Source organism: Stenotrophomonas sp. YJH_SMC_119 (assembly GCF_059368315.1).
On record NZ_JCAFRP010000002.1, the window covers coordinates 156,332 to 176,094 of the forward strand.

Sequence of the window (19,763 nt, forward strand, 5' to 3'; positions counted from 1 at the left end):
TCGGGCATGGACCCGAATCTAGCACCGCAGGGGTTGTCGTGAATGGGCCGGAAGGGCTAGTGGCCGGATGGGGCAAAGTGCGGCTCCGGGAGGTGCCGGGGAACTGCCGGCACCTGCCAGGCATGGCCTGGCACTACTGCTGCGCGTGCAGGTCCCAGGTGGCCAGGTAGTCAGGATCGACCACGATCATGCCGCTGGTGCGCATGCGGTACTCGCCGGGTTCGGCCGGTTGGTACTGGTCCAGCATCGGCGGCAGATAGCGCTCGTGGCCATCATTCTCGTCGGCCAGCACCACGCCCTCGTCGGCGCTGATGCGCAACACCGTGCCGGCGTACTGCTCCAGCCCCTTCACCTGGCCGTCGCCACCATAGCGGGTGACCCCGACCAGTACGACCTTGCCGATCATTTCTTCCGCCTTGGCATCGTCCAAGGTCGGCAGAATGGGAGTGAATTCGTCGCTCATCGGTGCACCTCCGTAGCCTGCAGGACATCGTGGATGAGGTTTCCGCTTCGCAGTGCGCGTCGCTGGCAGCCGAGCAGGTACCCAGCCTGGAGCCTCTGCATCGAGAGTGCCAGTACGCCCATGAACCCAAGGGTTCCTGTAGCAGGATGCTGCCATCGCAGGCGGAAGGGACAGGTGAAGGCCGAAATCGGTCCTCGCCGGTCAGAGGGTTGCGCCTGCACCCACGCTAGAATGCACGCATGCGCACCGTACATGCCCTCCGCTACATCACGCCCTTGCGGGAAGGTGGCTCCCTGCCGGCCGTGGTCGAGACCGACGACGACGGCATGGCCGTGCTGAAGTTTCGTGGCGCCGGCCAGGGCCCGAAAGCGTTGATCGCCGAGCTGATCGCCGGCGAGATGGCACGCACGCTGGGCCTGCCGATTCCGGAAATCCTGTTCGTCGAGCTGGACCGCGAGTTCGCCCGCACCGAGCCCGACCCGGAAATCCAGGAGCTGATCCGCGCCAGCGAAGGCCTGAACCTGGGCCTGGACTACCTGCCCGGTGCGATCAATTACGATCCGGCGGCAATGCCGGTGGATGCAGACCTCGCCTCGCGCATCGTCTGGTTCGATGCGTTCACCAGCAATGTCGATCGCACCACGCGCAACCCGAACCTGATGGTGTGGCATCGAAAGCTGTACCTGATCGATCACGGTGCGGCCATGTACTTCCATCACGACTGGGCCAACACCGGCGATGCGTGCGAAAAGCCGTTCGTGCTGATCCGCGACCATGTGCTGCTGTCGTTCGCCAGCCGCATCGCCGAGGTGGATGCCGAGCTGGCCGCGCGCCTGACCGATGCCGAGATCGAGCGCATCGTCGGCCTGGTGCCGGACAGCTGGCTGGTGGACGAACCGGCGTTCGACAGCCCGCAGGCCTACCGGCAGGGCTATATCAATTACCTCAAGCACCGCGTGAAGGTGCGTGCGGTGTTCGTGCAGGAGGCCATCCGTGCCCACGCTGCACACGTATGACTATGCGGTCATCCGCGTGGTACCGCGGGTGGAACGCGAGGAATTCATCAACGTCGGGGTGATCGTCTCCTGCCCTGGCGCGCGCCATCTGGAAGCGGCCATCGAGATCGATCCTGCGCGCCTGCGGGCGTTCGCGCCGGCGCTGGACCAGGAGGCGCTGCAACCGTGGCTGAATGCGATCGTGGCCATCTGCCGCGGTGACGCCAGCGCCGGACCCATCGCGCAGCTGCCCGCACGTGCCCGCTTCCACTTCCTCACCGCCAAGCGCAGCTCGATCGTGCAGATGTCGAGCACGCATGTGGGCCGCACGGCCGACCCTGCGGGTGTGGTGGAACACTTGATGACGAAGATGGTGCGGGTGCCGGAATGACCGGCACCTTCCGCGTTCACAGCGGCACTCTACGCGCGATGTAGTTGACCACGTTGCCGATCGCATCCGGATCGACATTTGCCAGGCCAACGATCACATAGCCCTGTGCGGGCATCACCACGATGGCACTGTTCGATCCGGGCGCACCGCCTTCATGGCCATACTGGTGTTCCCTGCCCTCGCCCTGCACCACGAAGCCGAATCCATACCAGCCCTTGTGGTTCTGCGCGGTGGTGGCCTGCTTCAGCAATGCGGGCGAGACCAGCTTTCCGCTTTGCAGTGCCCCGGCGAATTTCACCATGTCGGCCACCGTGCTGTAGCCACCACCGGCTGACATGCCGCGCCAGGGCAGCGACTTCGTTTCACGGACCCATTGCCCATCCTTCTTCGTGTAGGCGACGGCTCGCTGCGGGACGTTCACTGTTTCCGGCTCGAAGCCGGTGCCGGTCATGCCCGCCGGGCGCAGGATGTGCTCGTCCACATAGGCGTAGTACGACTGCCCCGAAACCGCTTCGATGATGCGCCCCAATACGATGAAGCCATAGTTGGAGTAGCTGTCCTGGCTGCCCGGCGTGAACTGCGGCGCATCCTTGGCAAAGCGCTGCACGTAGTCATCCAGCGTCTTCAACGACGCGGAATACTGCTCGAAATCGTCGCCGAAGAAATCACCCAGACCGCTGGTATGTGACAGCAGATGGCGTACGGTCACGCTGCTGGCTACCACCCTGTTCGGATAGTCCGGCAGGAACTTCCCTATCGTGTCATCAAGGCTGAGCTTGCCCTCCTGCATCAGCTGCAGGATGGCCACTGCAGTGAACATCTTGTTGGAGGACGCAAGGCGGAACTGCGTATCCACGCCCACTGGAATGCCAGCGGTACGATCAGCCTCGCCACCGCGCCAGTCCAGCAGCACCTTGCCGTTCCGTGCCACCTGCAATGCACCCGACAGCGCGTCCTGCGCCCGCAGCGCCTCCAGTTTTGCTGTGGCATCGGCCATCAGCGCGGGCAAAGCAACCCGTTCCGGCTTGTACTTGTCCGGCGTATCAGTGCCCTCGATCTGGAACTGCTTCACGTGCGACGGGTTGGCCGGGTCCATGACCGCCGTCACCCACATCGCACGTTCGCTCAGCTGGCCCATTACCAGCAGCTTCGCCTGGCTGGGCGCGCGCTCGAGTGTTTCCAGCACGTTCAGCGGGCCGGTGCTCTCGCGGAACTCGAGATAGTCCTTGGGAGTGCTGCCCTCCTGCTTCGCATATCTGTCGGCAAATGCCTGCAACCCCTCGAGGCTGCCTGCATTGAAGGCCGCAAGCCAGTCATCGATGGCATCCTGCGCACGTGGATGTTCGCGCTCGGAAGATGCTGCGCCAACTGCCGGAAACGCCGACGTGGCAACCAGGATCAAACAGGCCAACGCATTGCAGAGAAACAGGCGTCCAACAGCCTTCATGGCAATTCCTTTGCGGGTATCCCTGGGCGCATCCTAGACGATGGATCGGCCCGCCGCATCCACGCTAGGGACTCTGCCTCAACACCTCGACGGTGACGTTGAATGCCTCGATGCGCGGCCATTCGTCCCGTTCGTACGGCAGCGACTCCACCCCCATGCCGATCTGATACCGCACCGTATCCGGGCCGTCGCGCCAGTAGTACGGCGCGCCATTGCTCCAGCCGCAACAGACGTAGCGCAATGCAGGCATGCCAAATGTCTCGCGCAGATAGGCTTCCACCTGCGCCGCCTGGGCACCTGAAACACGATAGTGGGCTTCCATGGGTTTGATGTAGGACGCGTCATCCTGGCTGCAACCTACATACTGCAGTCCCGGAGGCTTCCGGCCCATCGCCTGCAGGAAATCCTGGCATTCGATATCAGGTCGCGCCAGGCCGTCCGTGCGCCCTTGCACCCCCCCACTCGGCCAACGCCTGCGCAGGTATCTGCTGCGCAAGCACGCTGGCGCTGGAAAAGGACGCCAGCAGCAGGAAGCGGGTGGCATGCTGCGGCAACGGGAGAGAGATCACGGGGCGAGTCCTTCGCATGGGAACACGGGAATACTGATCGATGCCACGCTATCGCCGTGCCATCGACTGCTCAGTGAAACGCGCCACGCAGAAGTCCAGGAAGCTGCGCAGCTTGGGGGTCAGCTGGCGGTCGCGCGGATACACCAGGTTGATCCAGGTCGATACCGGCACATGGTCCGGCAGCACTTCCACCAGTTCACCACGTGCCAGCGCAGCGGCGAGCATTTCGTAGGGCTGCAGGATCAACCCCAGACCACCCACGGCCGCTGTCAGCAGCGGCTCGGCCTGGTTGACCATGAAGCGGCTGGACACCGGGACGGTAAGCACGCTGCCATCGGCATCGCGGAAACTCCAGCGCGTGCGGATGATCGAATGCGCGAAGCCCAGGCACTCGTGCCGGCTCAGATCATTGGGATGGGTGATGGCCGGGCGCGAAGCCAAATAGTCCGGCGAGGCACACAGGACCAGCGGATACGGCCCCAGCCGCCGTGCCACCAGCCCGCTGTCGGCCAGGTCACCGGTACGGAACACCAGGTCGTAGCCGTCCTCGACGATGTCCACCAGGCTGTTGGACAGGTTCAGATCGACCTGCACATCCGGGTACTGCTGCATGTAAGCCACCACCGCCGGGCCGAGCGCGTGCACGCCGAAGGTGACCGGCGCGCTGATGCGCAGGCGCCCCATCGGCCGTCCACGCGCCACTTCCGCCAATTCCTCGGCGCCCTCCACTTCCTCCAGGATCACCCGCGCCCGCGCCAAGTAGGCCTGGCCGAAGTCGGTCAGGCTCTGCTTTCGCGTGGTGCGGTTGAGCAGGCGCACGCCCAGATGCTGCTCCAGCGCTTGGATGTGCTTGCCGACCAGCTGCGGCGACAGGTCCAATGCCTCGGCAGCGGCGGCGAAGGAGCCGACCTCGGCCACCCTGGCGAAGGTCCGCAGGGGAACGATCAGGTCCATTGCAAAAAATTGTTTTTCAATGAAACGCCAGATTACCCCTTACTCTGGTTGCAGACTACGCGCACAGTAGCGCTCACCCTTTCGCCGGCGCCCTCGTCGGCCCTTTCTCGGAGCCCCCCATGAGCCAGGTTGTCCGCATCCACGAATATGGCACCGCCGATGTGCTGCGCATCGACGATATCGACGTTCCCGCCCCCTCCGCCGACGAAGTCCAGATCCGGGTCAAGGCGATCGGCCTGAACCGCGCCGAGGTGATGTTCCGCAACGGCGCCTATCTGCAGGAAGCGCAGTTCCCCAGCCGGCTGGGCTACGAAGCGGCCGGCGTGGTCGAAGCCATCGGCAGTGCGGTGAGCGGCTTCGCTGCAGGCGATGCGGTCAGCGTGATACCGCCGCTGGACATCGCGCGCTGGGGCACCTATGGCGAGCTGGCCAACGTGCCCGCGCAACTGGTGGTCAAGCATCCGCAGGCACTGGGCTTCGAAACGGCGGCCGCGGTGTGGATGCAGTACGTCACCGCCTGGGGCGCGCTGCTGCAACAGGCACATCTGGCCGCCGGGGATTTCGTCATCATCACCGCTGCCAGCAGCAGCGTCGGCCTAGCCGCGATCCAGATCGCCAACGCGGTGGGCGCCACGCCGATCGCGGTCACCCGTGGCCCGGGCAAGCGCCAGGCGTTGCTCGATGCCGGCGCCGCCCACGTCATCGCCACCCAGGAGCAGGATCTGGTGGCCGAAGTGGCACGCATCACCAGCGGTGCCGGTGCCCGCGTGGTGTTCGATCCAATCGGTGGCCCGCAGTTCGTGCCGCTGACCGAGGCGATGGCCCGTGGCGGCATCCTGCTGGAGTACGGTGCGCTGAGCAGCGAGCCCACCCCGTTCCCGTTGTTCAATGTGCTGGGCAAGTCGCTGACGCTGAAGGGCTATCTGTACTCGGAAATCGTCTCCGACGATGCCGCGTTGGCCCGTGCCAAGGCATTCATCGTCGATGGCCTGGACAAGGGCACGCTGGCGCCGAAAATTGCCAAGGTGTTCCCGTTTGCGCAGATCCAGGAAGCACACCGTTACCTGGAATCGAACGAGCAGATCGGCAAGGTGGTGGTCACGGTGTAATCCCGTGTCGTGCAATGGGGACGGCCCACCGCCCCCATTGCGGTTACCTCGGCAACGCAAACGCAATCACGTAATCGCCGTTCGGGGTTTCCATGAAATGGTGGCCGCCGGCCATGATCACCACGTACTGGCGCCCGCCCTGCTCGTACACCATCGGGTTGGCCTGGCCGCCGGCAGGCAGCTTGGCATGCCAAAGCTCCTTGCCGGTCTTCAGATCGATGGCACGCAGCAGATCATCGGTGGCGGCGGCGATGAAGATCAGGCCGCTGGCGGTCACTACCGAACCGCCGTTGTTCGGCGTCCCGATCTCGATCGGCAGGCCGGAACGGATGCCGAACGGTCCGTTGCCGCGCGCACTGCCAAACGGTCGGTCCCACAGCAGCTTGCCGGTGCGCAGGTCGATGGCACGGATACCGCCATAGGGCGGCTGCTTGCACAGCAGGCCGGTGAACGGCAGCCGCCAGCCGGCGTTGACCTGGATGGCGTAGGGCGTACCCACCTGCGGGTCGCCCGCGCCTTCGGCACCGCCCTTGTCGAACCGGACCTTCTCGCGCGGCAGCCAGCCCAGCCGGTCGGCCTCCGCGCGTGGCACCAGCCGGTTGTAGTTGGGCATGTCGTTGTAGTTGGCCACGATCACGCCGCGGCGCGTATCGATGGACACGCTGCCCCAGTCCGAGCCGCCGTTGTAGCCGGGGTACTCGATGGAATGTCGCTCGCTGCTCGGCGGCGTGTAGAACCCTTCGTAGTACGCCTTGCGGAACTGGATGCGGCAGACCAGCTGGTCAATCGGGGTGATGCCCCACATGTCACGCTCGGTCAGGTCATGTTCGCGGCGCAGCGTGTGGTACAGCGAAAACAGCTGGGTGGGAGAACGCTGCTCGGGTTCGACGCCGCCGACCGGCACCTTGCGCTCTTCGGCGGCAGTCAGGAGCTGGCCGTTGCGGCGATCGAGGATGTACATGTCACCCTGCTTGGTCGGCAGCAGGATCGCCGGCACCTTGCCCGCCGCCGTCGGGTAGTCGATCAGGCTGGCCTGCGAACCCAGGTCGTAGTCCCACACATCCTTGCGCACCGCCTGGAAATGCCAGACCGGCTTGCCGGTGGCCACGTCGATCGCCACCAGCGAGGTGGAATAGCGGTTCTGGTTTTCCGTGCGCGAGCCGCTCCAGTAGTCGCCCGCGGCATTGCCCAGCGGCAGGTAGACCAGGCCCAGCGCTTCATCACCGGTGGCGGTGGTCCACATGTTGGGCGTGCCGCGCGTGTAGGTCTGCTCGCGCGGCGGCAGGCCGCTGCGCTCGGGCTGGTCCATGTCCCACGCCCAGCGCAGCTTGCCGGTGATGGCGTCGTACGCCTGGATCACGCCCGACGGCGCATCGCGGCGCTGCCCGTCCAGCACCTGGTGGCCGGTCACGATCACGCCGCGCACGATGGCCGGCGGCGAGTTGATCGACACGTAACCCGGTGGCACCTCGCCCATGCCCAGGGTGATGTCGACCTGCCCGTTGTTGCCGAAATTCGCGCAGGGGCGGCCGCTGTCCGCGTCCACCGCGATGATGCGACCGTCCAGCGTGCCTTCAATGATGCGCGCCCAGCACGCCGGTCGACTGCCCGGTGCAGCGCTGCGGGTGACGCTGGGAGGAGGTTCCGGCAACGCCAGATCAGCGGCAACATCGGCCAATGCTGCATCGGCAAGGGTCGGCGTGCTGGGCTGCTCGTAATAGCTCACACCACGACAGGCAGCGGTATAGGGAATCGAGGCATCCTTCACCTTTGGATCGAACCGCCACAGTTCCTTGCCGCTGGCAGCATCAAGCGCGATCAGGCGGTTGCGTGCGGTGCACAGGTACAGGCGGTCGCCGATCTTCAGCGGCGTGGTTTCGGCACCCCAGCGCTTCTTCGGCATATCCCCGGTACGGAACTGCCAGGCCGGTTGCAACGTGGCCACATTGGCCGGGGTGATCTGCTGCAGCGGCGAATAGCGGGTGCCCGCATTGCTGCGGCCCCACGCCGGCCAGTCGCCCTCGGCGGGCTGGTCAGCCGGCTGCAGGCCCGTGGTATCGCGCGTAGGTTCCAGTCCGGCGCTGACTGCGCCTTCCGGGAACGGCAGGTGCCCGTCCACTTCCCCATGCGGGGCAAAGGCCAGGCCGAAGGCGGCCACGAACACCAGCATCAGCACGCCCGCCACGCTGCGCGACAGGCGTTTTGAAACCGGCTCGCGAAGCGTCGGCGCCAGCAGCGCCAGCACGATGCCCAGCGCCGTCACCAGCCCGAGCCGCGGTACCCAGCGCCAGTAGTCGCTGCCCGATTCCCACCAGGTCCACAGCAGCGTGCCGATGAACACCAGCGCATACAGCAGCGCGCCGCTGCGGCGGTTGCCGAACAACAGGATTCCGCTGGCCAGCAGGCCGAGCCCGGCGATGGCGTAGTACGCCGAGCCGCCAAGGCTGAGCAGCCACCCACCGAGGCCACCGATGACCAGGCCGAACACGACCAGCAGCAGCGACAGCACGGTGACGAGGGGATGCCGGGAGGCGCGGACGGGAGCAGGAGCGGACTGCGGCGTGGCGGACATCGTCGATCTCCGGGGGCAGCATGCGCCGTTATCCCACCGCCTGCGTGAAGCGCGCGCGTATGTGTGGCATCCGGATACGACGACGCCGGCACAGGGCCGGCGTCGTCGGGTACCTCAGGCTCGCGGCAGGATCACTCCTGCGCGGCGTCCTCGCTGCTGGCAGCAGCCGGTGCGCCGTCGGTCGTGGCCGGGGCGGCGGCAGCCACCTCGTCCTCGTCCTCGTCCTCGTCGATCGAGGCATCCATGCGCTCCACCGCCTGCAGCTTCTCGTCCTTGGAGAGGCGGATCAGGGTCACGCCCTGGGTGTTGCGGCCGACGCGGCTGATTTCCGAGCCACGCGTACGCACCAGGGTGCCACCATCGGAGATCAGCAGGACTTCGTCGCTGGAGCCCATCAGCACCGCGGCGACCAGCTTGCCATTGCGCTCGGTGGTCTGGATGCCGATCACGCCTTGCGTGCCACGGCCCTTGCGCGGATAGTCCGGCAGCGGGGTGCGCTTGCCATAGCCGTTCTCGGTCGCGGTCAGGATGTACTGAACGCTGGCGTCGTCGGCGCCTTCGATCACCGCATCGCCATTGGCGGCGGCTTCCTCGACACCGCTGTCGTCCTCGTTCTCGTCCTCGATGCCACCGGCACTTTCGGCCACGATCAGGCTGACCACTTCCTCGCCGGCCGGCATCTTGATGCCCCGCACGCCGGTGGCGGTACGGCCCATCGAGCGGACCTTGTCCTCGCCGAAGCGCACGGTCTTGCCGTTGGAGGCGAACAGCAGGATGTCGCGCTGGCCGTCGGTCAGGCCGACGCCGACCAGCGCGTCGCCCTCATCGAGGTTGATCGCGATCTTGCCGCGCGCCAGACGGAAGGCGAACTCACCCAGCGGGGTCTTCTTGACCGTACCGTTCTTGGTGGCGAAGAACACGAACTGGCCATCGGCGTAATCGCGCACCGGCAGTACGGCCTGCACGCGTTCACCCGGTTCCAGCGGGATCCAGTTGATGATCGGACGGCCGCGGGCGTTGGAGCCCGCTTCCGGCAGCTGGTAGACCGGCAGCCAGAACACCTTGCCCGAACTGGTGAAGGTCAGCAGCGTGTCATGCGTGTTGACCAGCCACAGCTGTTCGATGAAATCCTCTTCCTTGGTCGCCGCCGCACTACGGCCACGACCACCACGGCGCTGCGCGCGGTACACGCTCACCGGCTGGCGCTTCACGTAACCGGCATGCGACACGGTGACCACCACGTCTTCCGGCGCGATCAGGTCGAGGATGTCCAGGTCTTCTTCGCTGTGGCGGATCTCGGTACGACGCTCGTCGCCGAATTCGGCCTTCACACTGACCAGCTCTTCGCGGATCACCTGCAGCAGGCGGTCGGGATCTTCCAGGATGTGGATCAGCCCGGCGATCACTTCCAGCAGCTGCTTGTACTCATCGGTCAGGCGGTCCTGCTCCAGCCCGGTCAGGCGGTGCAGGCGCATTTCCAGGATCTGGGTGGCCTGGATCTCGGTCAGCTGGTAGCCGCCCTCGATCAGGCCCACGCCCTTGGGCAGGTCTTCCGGGCGCGAGGCTTCGGCGCCGGCGGCACCCAGCATCGCACCGACCAGGCCCGGCTCCCACACGCGGGCCAGCATGCGCTCGCGTGCTTCGTTCGGGTTCGGCGAGGTCTTGATCAGTTCGATCATCTCGTCGATGTTGGCCAGCGCGACGGTCAGGCCTTCCAGCACGTGGGCACGGGCGCGCGCCTTGCGCAGCTCGAACACGGTACGGCGGGTGACCACTTCGCGACGGTGGCGGACGAACGCCTCCAGCATCTGCTTGAGGTTCATCAACTGCGGGCGGCCATCGACCAGCGCCACCATGTTGATGCCGAACACCGATTCCATCTGCGTCTGCTGGTACAGGTTGTTCAGCACAACCTCGGCAGATTCACCGCGCTTGATCTCGATGTAGATGCGCATGCCGTCCTTGTCGGACTCATCGCGCAGCTCGCTGATGCCTTCGATCTTCTTTTCCTTGACCAGCTCGGCGATCTTCTCGATCAGACGCGCCTTGTTCACCTGGTAAGGAATTTCAGTGACGATGATCGATTCGCGGCCGTTGTCGGCCACTTCGATATCGGCCTTGGCACGGATGCGCACGCGGCCACGGCCGGTGCGGTAGCCGGCGACGATGCCGGCGGTGCCGTTGATGATGCCGGCGGTCGGGAAATCCGGGCCCGGGATGTACTCCATCAGGCCGTCGACGTCGATTTCCGGGTTGTCGATCAGCGCGATGCAGGCGTTGATCGATTCGCTCAGGTTGTGCGGCGGGATGTTGGTCGCCATGCCCACCGCGATACCGGCCGAACCGTTGACCAGCAGGTTCGGGAACCGGGTCGGCATGACCGTCGGCTCCAGTTCCTTCTCGTCGTAGTTGGGCTGGAAATCGACGGTTTCCTTGTCGATGTCCGCCATCAGCTCATGCGCCAGACGCGACATGCGCGCTTCGGTGTATCGCATTGCCGCGGCGGAGTCGCCATCGATGGAGCCGAAGTTACCCTGGCCATCGACCAGCATGTAACGCAGCGAGAACGGCTGTGCGAGGCGCACCAGCGTGTCGTACACCGACTGATCGCCATGCGGGTGGTACTTACCGATGACGTCACCGACGATACGCGCCGACTTGAAGTAGGGCTTGTTGCTGTGCGCGTTGAGTTCATTCATCGCGAACAGCACGCGGCGATGCACCGGCTTGAGGCCGTCGCGCGCATCCGGGAGCGCGCGGCCCACGATCACGCTCATGGCGTAATCGAGGTAGCTCTTGCGCATCTCGTCTTCCAGGTTGACCTGGATGATTTCCTTGGCGGTTTCTGCCATTCGGGTTCCGTTGTCTGGTAGCGGTCCAGTCCGGCGCAGCCCCCTGCGGGAGGGGGTCGTGCCGGAACCTCGATTCAACCTGCGGATATTACCACAACAGGCCGTTTTCCGCCTCCCTTTACGGGTATTTTACCTGCACAAATCAGGAACTTAGGGGGTTGCCGGCCCGCGGCCGGCACCACCGGGGGCGGAGGTCACGCGGCCCCTCCCCCCGCGCGTCAGCCGCCGAAGGCGGCGCGCATGTTCTCCGGGGTCGGGTTCAGGATCACGCCGCGCTCGGTCACGATGGCGTCGATCAGCTCACCCGGGGTGACGTCGAATACCGGGTTCCAGGCAGCGATGCCCTCTGCCACCGTGCGGGTGCCGCCCACGCCGTACAGCTCGCCCGGATCGCGCTGCTCGATCTCGATCTGGCTGCCGTCCACGGTCTCCATGTCCACCGTCGAGGACGGCGCCACGACCATGAACTTCACGCCGTGATGGCGGGCGGCGATGGCCAGCTGGTAGGTCCCGATCTTGTTGGCGGTATCGCCGTTGGCGCAGATGCGGTCGGCACCGACGATCACCCACTGCACAGCGCCGGTCTTCATCAGGTGCGAGGCGGCTGAATCGGCGATCAGCGTGGCGTCAATGCCATCCTGCTGCAGCTCCCACACGGTCAGGCGCGCGCCCTGCAGCCACGGACGGGTCTCGCCAGCGAACACGCGGGCAATGCGGTGCTGGGCCATGCCGGCGCGGATCACGCCCAGCGCGGTGCCGAAGCCGGCGGTGGCCAGCGAGCCGGTGTTGCAGTGGGTCAGCACGCCGCTGCCGGCTTCGATCAGGCCTGCGCCCAGCGCGCCCATGTGGCGATTGGCGGCCAGGTCTTCCTCCGCGATGGCCTGCGCTTCGGCCTCCAGCTTCGCCTTCCAGTCAGCACCGGCGGCATTCAGGCAACGGCGCATGCGCGCCAGCGCCCAGGCCAGATTGACAGCGGTCGGACGCGAAGCGTTCAGACGCTGCAGCGCCGGTTCCAGCTGCTGCAGCGCGTGCGCACCGTCTGCGGCCTGCACGTCACGTGCGGCCAGCACCACGCCCCAGGCGGCGGCGATGCCGATGGCCGGCGCACCGCGCACGGTCAACGCGTGGATGGCCGCAGCCACTTCGTCACTGTCATGGCAGACCACATGCTCGACCACGAACGGCAGCTTGCGCTGGTCCAGCAGTTGCAGGGCATCGCCGGTCCACAGGATCGGGCGGATATGGTCGTAACGGGCGTAGTCGATGTCGGAGGCAGTGTTCATGGGCCCATTGTAGGGCCACGCCCCCCGGGGTTGGAGCCCGCCCGGGCTCAATTCACAGAGAACTCGGCGCGGCAGCCACCGTCCACCCAGATGCCGTTGCGGCTCCAGCCCCAAGTACTGCCTTCCTCGCACGGCGTGCTGGACAGCTGCTCGGAGACGGCGGCACCGACCGAGATGCTGGCGCCGCAGAAACGGCGCTTCTTCGACTTCGATTCACAGGTCAGCCGGCGTGGTACGTCAACGAATCGGCCGTCCTCGTCAGCCACTTCGAAATCCCCCTGGCAACCGCGGCTGGTCCAGACTTCATTGCGCTTGTAGCCCCAGCCCTGCCCTTCGCGGCATGGCAGCGCCGACAGCTGGCGCAGCAGGCGCACTGGCGCGCCATCCAGGCGCACCGGGCAGCTCTGCGGGCGACCATTGGATTCACAACGCACCACGCGACGGACCAGGCGCTTGCCCTCGCTGGCTACCGGCACGGCACCCGCAGCGCGGCGTGCGCGGAACTCGGCGCGGCAGCCCAGCGTGACCCACACGCCACTGCGGTCGGTGCCCCATTCGCTGCCACGGATGCAGCTGCTGTTGGAAAGCTGGCGCACCAGGTCGACGCCGTTGCTGACATCGATATCGCAATGCACCCAGCCCATGTCGCGTGATTCGCAGGTCACCACTTCACCGTCGTAGCCGGCCTGCTGGGCAGATGCCGATGACGGCAGCCAGGCACCCCAGAGCGCGATGGAGTAAACCGGTGCAGCGACAACCGCAAACCACTTGACCAAAGCCTTCCCCAGCAGGAATGGATGAACTGCGTGCCAGTGTCCGGCATCTGCCGTGATAAGAGCATCATCCTGCTTACCGAAGCAAGCGCGGAATCGCGGAATTCCGTTCAGTCTTTGACGTTCAGGAACGCACGTCGCTCATGCGTGGGCAAAGTCGTAGGCCAGCACGTCGGCAATGCGCGGCGTGCGGTTCATCGCCATCAGGAGGCGATCGACCCCCACCGCCACGCCCGCGCACGCCGGCATCGATGGCAGTGCGGCCAGCAGCGCCTCGTCCAGCGCCGGCTGCACCTGGCCACGTTCATGGCGTCGCTGCAGGTCACGCTGGAAGCGCGCGCGCTGCTCGTGGGCGTCGTTCAGTTCGTGATAGCCGTTGGCCAGCTCCACCGCGCCCAGATACAACTCGAAACGCTCGGCCAGGGGCGGTGTACCGGCACGGATGCGCGCAAGCGCCGCCTGGCTGGCCGGCCAGTCATGGACCACGGTCATCACCGCGTCATCGAAGTGCGGCTGGATGCGATGGGTCATCAACAGGTCCAGCCAGTCGTCGCGGGTCAACCCGACCGGATCGATGTGCACATCACCCAGCGTGGCCCGCAATCCAGCCTCATCGGCCTTGAACGGGTCAACGCCCACATGCTGCTGGAACAGCTCGCGGTAGCTCAGCACGCGCAGGGTCGCACTGCGCCCGACCAGCGCCAGCGCCTGGCCGACCAGCTCGGCGGTCTCCTGCACCAGGCGATGATGATCCCAGCCAACCCGGTACCACTCCAGCATGGTGAACTCCGGGTTGTGGCGGCCGCCCGCCTCGCCATTGCGGAACACCCGGCCCAGTTCGTAACAGTCACCCACGCCCGCCGCCAACAGGCGCTTGAGCGGATACTCCGGCGAGGTGCGAAGCCAGCGGCGGCGTCCGCCGGCATCGACATGGCCGGTGAAATCGGTATGGAAGCTGTCGATGTTCGGCTCGGTGTTGCCGGCCACCGACAGGATCGGCGTTTCCACTTCCAGCACATCGCGTTCGGCGAAGAAGCGGCGGACCAGCGCATTGAGCGCGGCGCGCTGCTGCAGCGCGCGCAGCAGGGCCTCGCTCACAGGATGCCCTCCGGGCGCGGGTGGTCCAGCGGCAGGGTCAGCAGATCGCGGGTGTCATCGATGTAACCGCTCGCCAGATAGAGGCGACGGGCCAGCTCGTTGTGGTGGTTCACTTCCAGGCGCAGGCGGCTTACGCCACGGCCCCGTGCCCGCTGTTCGCAGATGGCCAGCGCCTGCTTGCCGCGGCCGCGACCACGCGCACGATGGCTCAGGTACAGCTCGTCCAGCAGCATGAAGTGGCCGCCCTGCTCCAGGCTGAAGCCCATCGCGATCACTGCGTAACCGACCACCTCGCCCGCCTCGTCCAGCCACAACAGCACTTCGCCGTTGCGTGGGTCGGCCAGCAGCGCATCCACGCCGCGACGCACGCGCGCGTCGTCGAAGTCGATCCTGTCTTCGGCATAGAACTCGCGCATCAACGCGATCAACAGTTCTTCGTCGGCACGGGTGGCCAGGCGGAAATCCAGTGGGGCAGTCTGCATCGGTATTCCTTTGTGCTTCATGCCGGGTGCCGGGCACCCGGCGGCGTCATCATTCGTGTTCGGCAAGATAGGCCAGCAGGCGGTCCTCATCCCACACCGGCACGCCCAGCGACTGTGCCTTGTCCAGCTTGGAGCCGGCCTCGGTACCGGCCACCACGAAGCTGGTCTTCTTCGACACACTGCCGGAGACCTTGGCACCCAGCGCTTCCAGGCGTTCCTTGGCGGCATCGCGGGTGAGCTGGGCCAGGGTGCCGGTCAGCACCACGGTCTGCCCATCCAGCGGACCCGCCACGATCTCGGCCAGCGCCGGCGCCTTGGCCAGGATCTCCCGCATCGCGTTCTCGGCGGCCAACAGCATCGCACCGTGGCCATCAGCGTCCAGCCATTCGGCCAGACCGCGCGCGGTGTCATCGGGCAGACCGGCGTTGACGAACTGGCCATGCTCGGCATCGAGCACCGCCTGTGCGCCGGGAAGCGCAGCCACCAGCTTTTCGGCGCGCAGGCGGGTGATGCCTGGGATCTCCGACTCGACCAGCAACTGCGCCAGATCCAGCCCTTCGCGCAGCTTGGCACTGGGCGCATGCACATCGGCGATGCGCACCTGGCCGACCTGCAGCAGGTCATCGATGGCCTGCTGGTTGCCCTGCTGCTCGAAGAAGTGGCCAAGCGAACGCGCCACTTCGCCACCGATGTCCGGCACACGCTTGAACAACGGCCACGGCAGGTGGCGGATCAGCTCCAGGTCACCGAACCACTGCGCCAGCGCCTTGGCCGTGCTCTCGCCCACATGCTCGATGCCGAGCGCGAACAGCAGGCGCTCCAGCGTGGCCGCACGACTGGCGTCGATCGCTGCGATCAGGTTGTCGGCCCACTTGGTGGCGATCTTCTTCGTGTTCCATTCGAAGCTGGCCGGCTGCGCCAGCGCCTGCGCGCGCCAGCCCGGATCGTTGCCGTCCAGCTTGAGCACCGCATTGAGCACCGCACCACTGCCCTCGGCGGGAAGGTGCAGCTTCAGCGCCGCTGCCAGCGCCGACGGCTCCTCGGCGTCCAGCACCAGCTTCAAGTGCAGCAGCGTATCGCGGCTGAGCCGGTACAGGTCGGCCACGCTCTTGACGATGCCCGCGTCGACCAGGGTTTCGATGTACTTGTCGCCGAGACCGTCGATGTCCATGGCACGGCGCGAAGCGAAATGGGCAATGGCTTCCTTGCGCTGCGCCGGGCAGGACAGTTCGCCCGAACAACGCCACGCCGCCGCCCCCTCCTCACGCACGATCTCCGAGCCGCACACCGGGCAGCGCGTCGGCATCTGCCACGGCGTGGTGCCCTGCGGGCGGCGGTCGAGAATGACGCTGACCACCTCGGGAATCACGTCGCCAGCGCGGCGCACGATCACGCTGTCGCCAACGCGCACATCGAGGCGCGCGATCTGGTCGGCGTTGTGCAGGGTGGCGTTGGACACGATCACGCCAGCCACAGCCACCGGCGCCAGTCGCGCGACCGGCGTGGCAGCACCGGTGCGGCCGATCTGGATCTCGATCGCCTCCACCGTGGTGCTCTGTTCCTGCGCAGGGAACTTGTGCGCGATGGCCCAGCGCGGCGCACGGGAGACGAAGCCCATCGCCTGCTGACCCGCCCGGTCATCCAGCTTGTAGACCACGCCATCGATATCAAACGGCAGGCCGTCGCGGCGTTCACCGATAGTGCGGTAGTAACCGAGCAGGCCGTCGGTGCCCTCCACCACTTTGCACAGCTCACTGACCGGGAAGCCCCAGGCGCCGAGCTGGGCCAGGGTGCCCGAATGGGTGTCCGGCAGCTCGCCGCCCTGCACTTCGCCGGTGCCGTAGGCGAAGAAACTCAGCCTGCGCTGCGCACTGATCTTCGGGTCGAGCTGGCGCAGCGAACCGGCCGCCGCGTTGCGCGGATTGGCCAGCACCTTGCCGCCCTGCAGGCGCGCACGTTCGTTGTAGGCCTCGAAGTCGGCGCGGGCCATGTAGACCTCGCCGCGCACCTCCAGCACATCCGGCCAGTCCTTGCCGTGCAGGCGCTTGGGAATGTCACCGATTTCGCGCAGGTTGGCGGTCACGTCCTCGCCGGTACTGCCATCGCCACGGGTCGCGCCAAGCACGAAATGACCATCCTCGTAGCGCAGGCTGATCGCCAGGCCGTCCATCTTCGGCTCGGCCGAGAACCGCAGGCTGCGACGCCCCAGGCGCTCATCGATGCGACGCACGAAATCGGCCACTTCCTCGTCGCTGAAGGCATTGGACAGCGACAACATCGGTACCGCGTGGCGCACTTCCGGGAAGCGGCCAGAGGGGCGCGCACCGACCTGCTGGGTCGGGCTGTCGGCACGGGCCAGTTCCGGGTGCTCGCGCTCCAGCGCTTCCAGCTCGCGCACCATCCGGTCGTAGTCGACGTCGGGGATCTCCGGCGCGTCCAGCTCGTGGTAGGCGCGGTTGGCCTGGGCGATCTGCCGGCGAAGGTCTTCGGCGCGTTCGGCGGGGCTGGGGCTCATCGGGATCCGGTGGTTCTGGGATGGCCGGGGATTCTACCGCGCCCGGCCGTCAGGCCCTGTAACGCCCCCGCCTTTGCAGCGTCGAGCGTGCTCGACGGGCACTCCCCGCTCCGGTGCCAACCTTCTCCCTCATTCCAGTAGGTGCCAACCTTGGTTGGCACATCTGCATGGCGCGACGCCACGAAAAGCAGCTTGCCGCCCACCCTCGCCGGCGCTAGCGTGCGACGGTCTGCCCTTCGGAATCCTGCCCGTGCCACTGCCCGCTTCCCGTCGACGCTTCCTGCAACTGGCCGGTGCCGGCCTCGCCGTCGCCGGCAGCGGGCTGCCGCAACTCGGCCATGCCCAACCCGCGACTGCCGCCGCCCCCGCCCCCGCCGAGGGCGCGGTACTGCTGAACTTCAACGAATGCCCCTACGGCCCCTCGCCCGCAGCCCAGCAGGCGGCACGCGACAGCATCGCCGGTTGCGGCCGCTACCGTTTCGCACTGGCCGGTCAGGTGCGCGACGCCTTCATCGAACAGGCGCGCATTCCGGCTGATCACGTGCGGCTCTATCCGGGTTCCAGCGAACCGCTGAACCGTGCCGCCGTGCTGTGGACCGGCCCGCAGGCGGGACTGGTAGTCGCCGACCCGACCTTCGAGACGCTGGGCGAGGTCGCCGCCGCACACGGCGCATACGTGCAGAAGGTGCCGCTGCGCAACGATGGCGCACATGACCTGCGCGCGATGGTGGCCGCCGCACACGCGCGCCCGACCGGCCTGCTGTATGTGTGCAACCCGAACAACCCGACCGGCTCGATCAGCCCGCCGGATGAGCTCGCCTGGCTGCTGGCCCACAAGCCTGCGTCCACCCGCGTACTGGTCGACGAGGCCTACCTGCAGTACAGCGAGCAGCCGAGCCTGATCGCGCAGGTGGCGCAGCGCGATGACCTGATCGTGCTGCGCACGTTCTCCAAGCTTTATGGCATGGCCGGCCTGCGCCTGGGCGTGGCGGCCGCGCATCCCGACCGCCTGCGCGAACTGGCCAGCCTGGGCGACAACCCGCTACCCGTGCCAGCACTGGCCGCGGCACTGGCCAGCCTGCAGGATCCTCAGTTGATCGCGCAGCGGCGCCTGCAGAATGCCAAGGTGCGGCAGGCCACCGTCGCGTGGCTGGGCAAGCGTGGTTTCAGCTGCGTGCCGTCGGAAGCGAACTGCTTCGTGGTGGATGTGCAGCGCGACGGTGCCGCCTTTGCCAAGGCGATGGCAGACAACGGCGTGATCATCGGCCGCAGCTGGCCGATCTGGCCGCAGCGCGTGCGCGTGACCGTCGGCACCGAAGATGAAATGGCCGCGTTCCGCAGGGCATTTGCCAAGGTCGCCGGCGTACCGGCCTGACCCTGTTGGTGGGGGCGAATCTTGGTTCGCCCCATCCACGCATGGCGTGGATCTACTGTTGTGGGTGCCGACTGCTGGTCGGGGTGGGTGCCGACCGTTGGTCGGCACACCATGGCGCTCACCAGCGCGGGGTCTTGGTCAGCGGCGGCGCCTGGTGCTGGCGATCATAGGCACGCAGTTCGTCACGGATGTGCGCGATGCGCTGCCGGCCGAGAGCGTTGCGGCTGTCGTCCAGCACCACGCCGTCGAGCAGCTCGGCCATGCGCTGCACGGTGGGCAGCATCTTCTCCCAGGCATCCAGCGCGGTCAGCGGCGCCGGCAGGGTCAGGAAGAAGGCGATGGCCGGGGTCTCCATGGCGCGGATGTTGGCCATGTCGAAGCTGCCCGGCTTCATGATGCTGGCCATCGAGAAGATCGGGCCGCGCTCGGGGTGGCCTTCCACCAGGCGGTGGAACACGTTCATGTGGCCGAACACCAGGCCGGTCTTCTCCGCCGCCACCACGATGTCTTCACCACGCAGCTGTTCGCCGGCGCGAGCGGCCACGAACAGCGACACGATCTTGTCGAAGTCCTGGGTGGCGCGCTTGCCAAGGTCGCTGGCCGCGCCGGCGTCGGTGTCGGCCAGGCCAAGCTCGGCCTGCTCGCCTTCCGAGCCCATGCCCGGCTCTACGCGGCCATCGGCCACAGTGACGCCATCATCGCCCAGCACCGGCTCGCGACGCTCGCCGCCGGTCGGTTCCGCGCTTTCCACGCGACGCCCCTGGGGCTTCTTCTTCGGACGGCCAAACAGGAAGATCGCAGCGATCAACAGCAGGCCGGCGGCCAGGATGCCGATGCGCAACAGTGCCGTGTCGGACATTCGATAGGTTCTCCGGCTAGTTCATT

General features: G+C 66.6%; 16 protein-coding genes. 4 read left to right on the forward strand and 12 right to left on the reverse strand.

Features of this window, described 5'->3' with window-relative positions:
* Positions 1-133 precede the first annotated feature (133 nt).
* Positions 134-463, reverse strand: coding sequence for a hypothetical protein (locus AC5P6S_RS05045; protein ID WP_005413891.1), 330 nt, complete (start codon positions 461-463; stop codon positions 134-136).
* A gap of 239 nt (positions 464-702) precedes the next feature.
* Between AC5P6S_RS05045 and AC5P6S_RS05050 the strand changes: the two genes are divergently transcribed.
* Positions 703-1,479 (forward strand): HipA family kinase, encoded by a 777-nt coding sequence (locus AC5P6S_RS05050; RefSeq protein ID WP_049459698.1) that lies wholly within the window; start codon positions 703-705, stop codon positions 1,477-1,479.
* On the forward strand, positions 1,457-1,849 hold the full coding sequence (locus tag AC5P6S_RS05055) for a DUF3037 domain-containing protein (RefSeq protein WP_049459697.1): 393 nt from the start codon (positions 1,457-1,459) through the stop codon (positions 1,847-1,849). Before AC5P6S_RS05050 ends, AC5P6S_RS05055 begins: the two co-directional genes overlap by 23 nt.
* A 16-nt stretch (positions 1,850-1,865) precedes the next feature.
* On the opposite strand, the gene AC5P6S_RS05060 is transcribed toward AC5P6S_RS05055, so the two are convergent.
* The 3 genes from AC5P6S_RS05060 to AC5P6S_RS05070 form a co-directional block, all read right to left on the reverse strand.
* Positions 1,866-3,296: a serine hydrolase domain-containing protein gene (locus AC5P6S_RS05060; protein WP_495204500.1), complete on the reverse strand. Its 1,431-nt coding sequence runs from the start codon at positions 3,294-3,296 to the stop codon at positions 1,866-1,868.
* Positions 3,297-3,360: 64 nt separating this feature from the next.
* On the reverse strand, positions 3,361-3,750 hold the full coding sequence (locus AC5P6S_RS05065) for a DUF4952 domain-containing protein (RefSeq protein WP_044570563.1): 390 nt from the start codon (positions 3,748-3,750) through the stop codon (positions 3,361-3,363).
* A gap of 163 nt (positions 3,751-3,913) precedes the next feature.
* Positions 3,914-4,819: a LysR family transcriptional regulator gene (locus tag AC5P6S_RS05070; RefSeq protein ID WP_049460286.1), complete on the reverse strand. Its 906-nt coding sequence runs from the start codon at positions 4,817-4,819 to the stop codon at positions 3,914-3,916.
* Positions 4,820-4,938: 119 nt separating this feature from the next.
* Here AC5P6S_RS05070 and AC5P6S_RS05075 point away from each other — a divergent pair, with 119 nt between their 5' ends.
* A complete protein-coding gene (locus AC5P6S_RS05075) occupies positions 4,939-5,928 on the forward strand; it encodes a zinc-dependent alcohol dehydrogenase family protein (protein WP_005413898.1) in 990 nt (329 codons plus the stop codon).
* Between the two features lie 43 nt (positions 5,929-5,971).
* Here the strand turns inward: AC5P6S_RS05075 and AC5P6S_RS05080 are convergent, their stop codons facing one another.
* The 7 genes from AC5P6S_RS05080 to ligA all read right to left on the reverse strand — a co-directional run bounded on the left by AC5P6S_RS05080 (position 5,972) and on the right by ligA (position 17,509).
* Entirely contained in the window at positions 5,972-8,500 is a 2,529-nt protein-coding gene (locus AC5P6S_RS05080) for a membrane-bound PQQ-dependent dehydrogenase, glucose/quinate/shikimate family (RefSeq protein WP_495204501.1), read from the reverse strand.
* A gap of 131 nt (positions 8,501-8,631) precedes the next feature.
* Positions 8,632-11,352, reverse strand: a complete 2,721-nt coding sequence (gene gyrA, locus AC5P6S_RS05085; RefSeq protein ID WP_005410218.1) for a DNA gyrase subunit A — start codon at positions 11,350-11,352, stop codon at positions 8,632-8,634.
* 218 nt (positions 11,353-11,570) lie between these two features.
* Positions 11,571-12,635, reverse strand: a complete 1,065-nt coding sequence (mtnA, locus tag AC5P6S_RS05090; protein WP_005413901.1) for an S-methyl-5-thioribose-1-phosphate isomerase — start codon at positions 12,633-12,635, stop codon at positions 11,571-11,573.
* Positions 12,636-12,682: 47 nt separating this feature from the next.
* Positions 12,683-13,411 (reverse strand): DUF3011 domain-containing protein, encoded by a 729-nt coding sequence (locus AC5P6S_RS05095; protein WP_005410220.1) that lies wholly within the window; start codon positions 13,409-13,411, stop codon positions 12,683-12,685.
* Between the two features lie 138 nt (positions 13,412-13,549).
* On the reverse strand, positions 13,550-14,506 hold the full coding sequence (gene epmA, locus AC5P6S_RS05100; protein ID WP_495204502.1) for an EF-P lysine aminoacylase EpmA: 957 nt from the start codon (positions 14,504-14,506) through the stop codon (positions 13,550-13,552).
* Entirely contained in the window at positions 14,503-14,988 is a 486-nt protein-coding gene (locus AC5P6S_RS05105; RefSeq protein ID WP_010480482.1) for a GNAT family N-acetyltransferase, read from the reverse strand. The genes epmA and AC5P6S_RS05105 overlap by 4 nt, the downstream gene beginning before the upstream one ends.
* A 49-nt stretch (positions 14,989-15,037) precedes the next feature.
* A complete protein-coding gene (ligA, locus tag AC5P6S_RS05110) occupies positions 15,038-17,509 on the reverse strand; it encodes an NAD-dependent DNA ligase LigA (protein ID WP_176414797.1) in 2,472 nt (823 codons plus the stop codon).
* A 244-nt stretch (positions 17,510-17,753) separates the two neighbouring features.
* On the opposite strand from ligA, the gene AC5P6S_RS05115 reads away from it, so the two are divergent.
* Positions 17,754-18,878, forward strand: coding sequence for a pyridoxal phosphate-dependent aminotransferase (locus AC5P6S_RS05115; protein ID WP_262247726.1), 1,125 nt, complete (start codon positions 17,754-17,756; stop codon positions 18,876-18,878).
* A gap of 118 nt (positions 18,879-18,996) precedes the next feature.
* On the opposite strand, the gene zipA is transcribed toward AC5P6S_RS05115, so the two are convergent.
* Entirely contained in the window at positions 18,997-19,737 is a 741-nt protein-coding gene (gene zipA / locus AC5P6S_RS05120) for a cell division protein ZipA (protein ID WP_005410225.1), read from the reverse strand.
* Positions 19,738-19,763 lie beyond the last annotated feature (26 nt).

Coding starts and splice junctions, on each gene's coding strand:
- AC5P6S_RS05045 (WP_005413891.1), bottom strand. CDS start 463: ATGAGCGACGAATTCACTCCCATTCTGCCGACCTTGGACGATGCCAAG.
- AC5P6S_RS05050 (WP_049459698.1), top strand. CDS start 703: ATGCGCACCGTACATGCCCTCCGCTACATCACGCCCTTGCGGGAAGGT.
- AC5P6S_RS05060 (WP_495204500.1), bottom strand. CDS start 3,296: ATGAAGGCTGTTGGACGCCTGTTTCTCTGCAATGCGTTGGCCTGTTTG.
- AC5P6S_RS05070 (WP_049460286.1), bottom strand. CDS start 4,819: ATGGACCTGATCGTTCCCCTGCGGACCTTCGCCAGGGTGGCCGAGGTC.
- AC5P6S_RS05075 (WP_005413898.1), top strand. CDS start 4,939: ATGAGCCAGGTTGTCCGCATCCACGAATATGGCACCGCCGATGTGCTG.
- AC5P6S_RS05080 (WP_495204501.1), bottom strand. CDS start 8,500: ATGTCCGCCACGCCGCAGTCCGCTCCTGCTCCCGTCCGCGCCTCCCGG.
- gyrA (WP_005410218.1), bottom strand. CDS start 11,352: ATGGCAGAAACCGCCAAGGAAATCATCCAGGTCAACCTGGAAGACGAG.
- mtnA (WP_005413901.1), bottom strand. CDS start 12,635: ATGAACACTGCCTCCGACATCGACTACGCCCGTTACGACCATATCCGC.
- AC5P6S_RS05105 (WP_010480482.1), bottom strand. CDS start 14,988: ATGCAGACTGCCCCACTGGATTTCCGCCTGGCCACCCGTGCCGACGAA.
- zipA (WP_005410225.1), bottom strand. CDS start 19,737: ATGTCCGACACGGCACTGTTGCGCATCGGCATCCTGGCCGCCGGCCTG.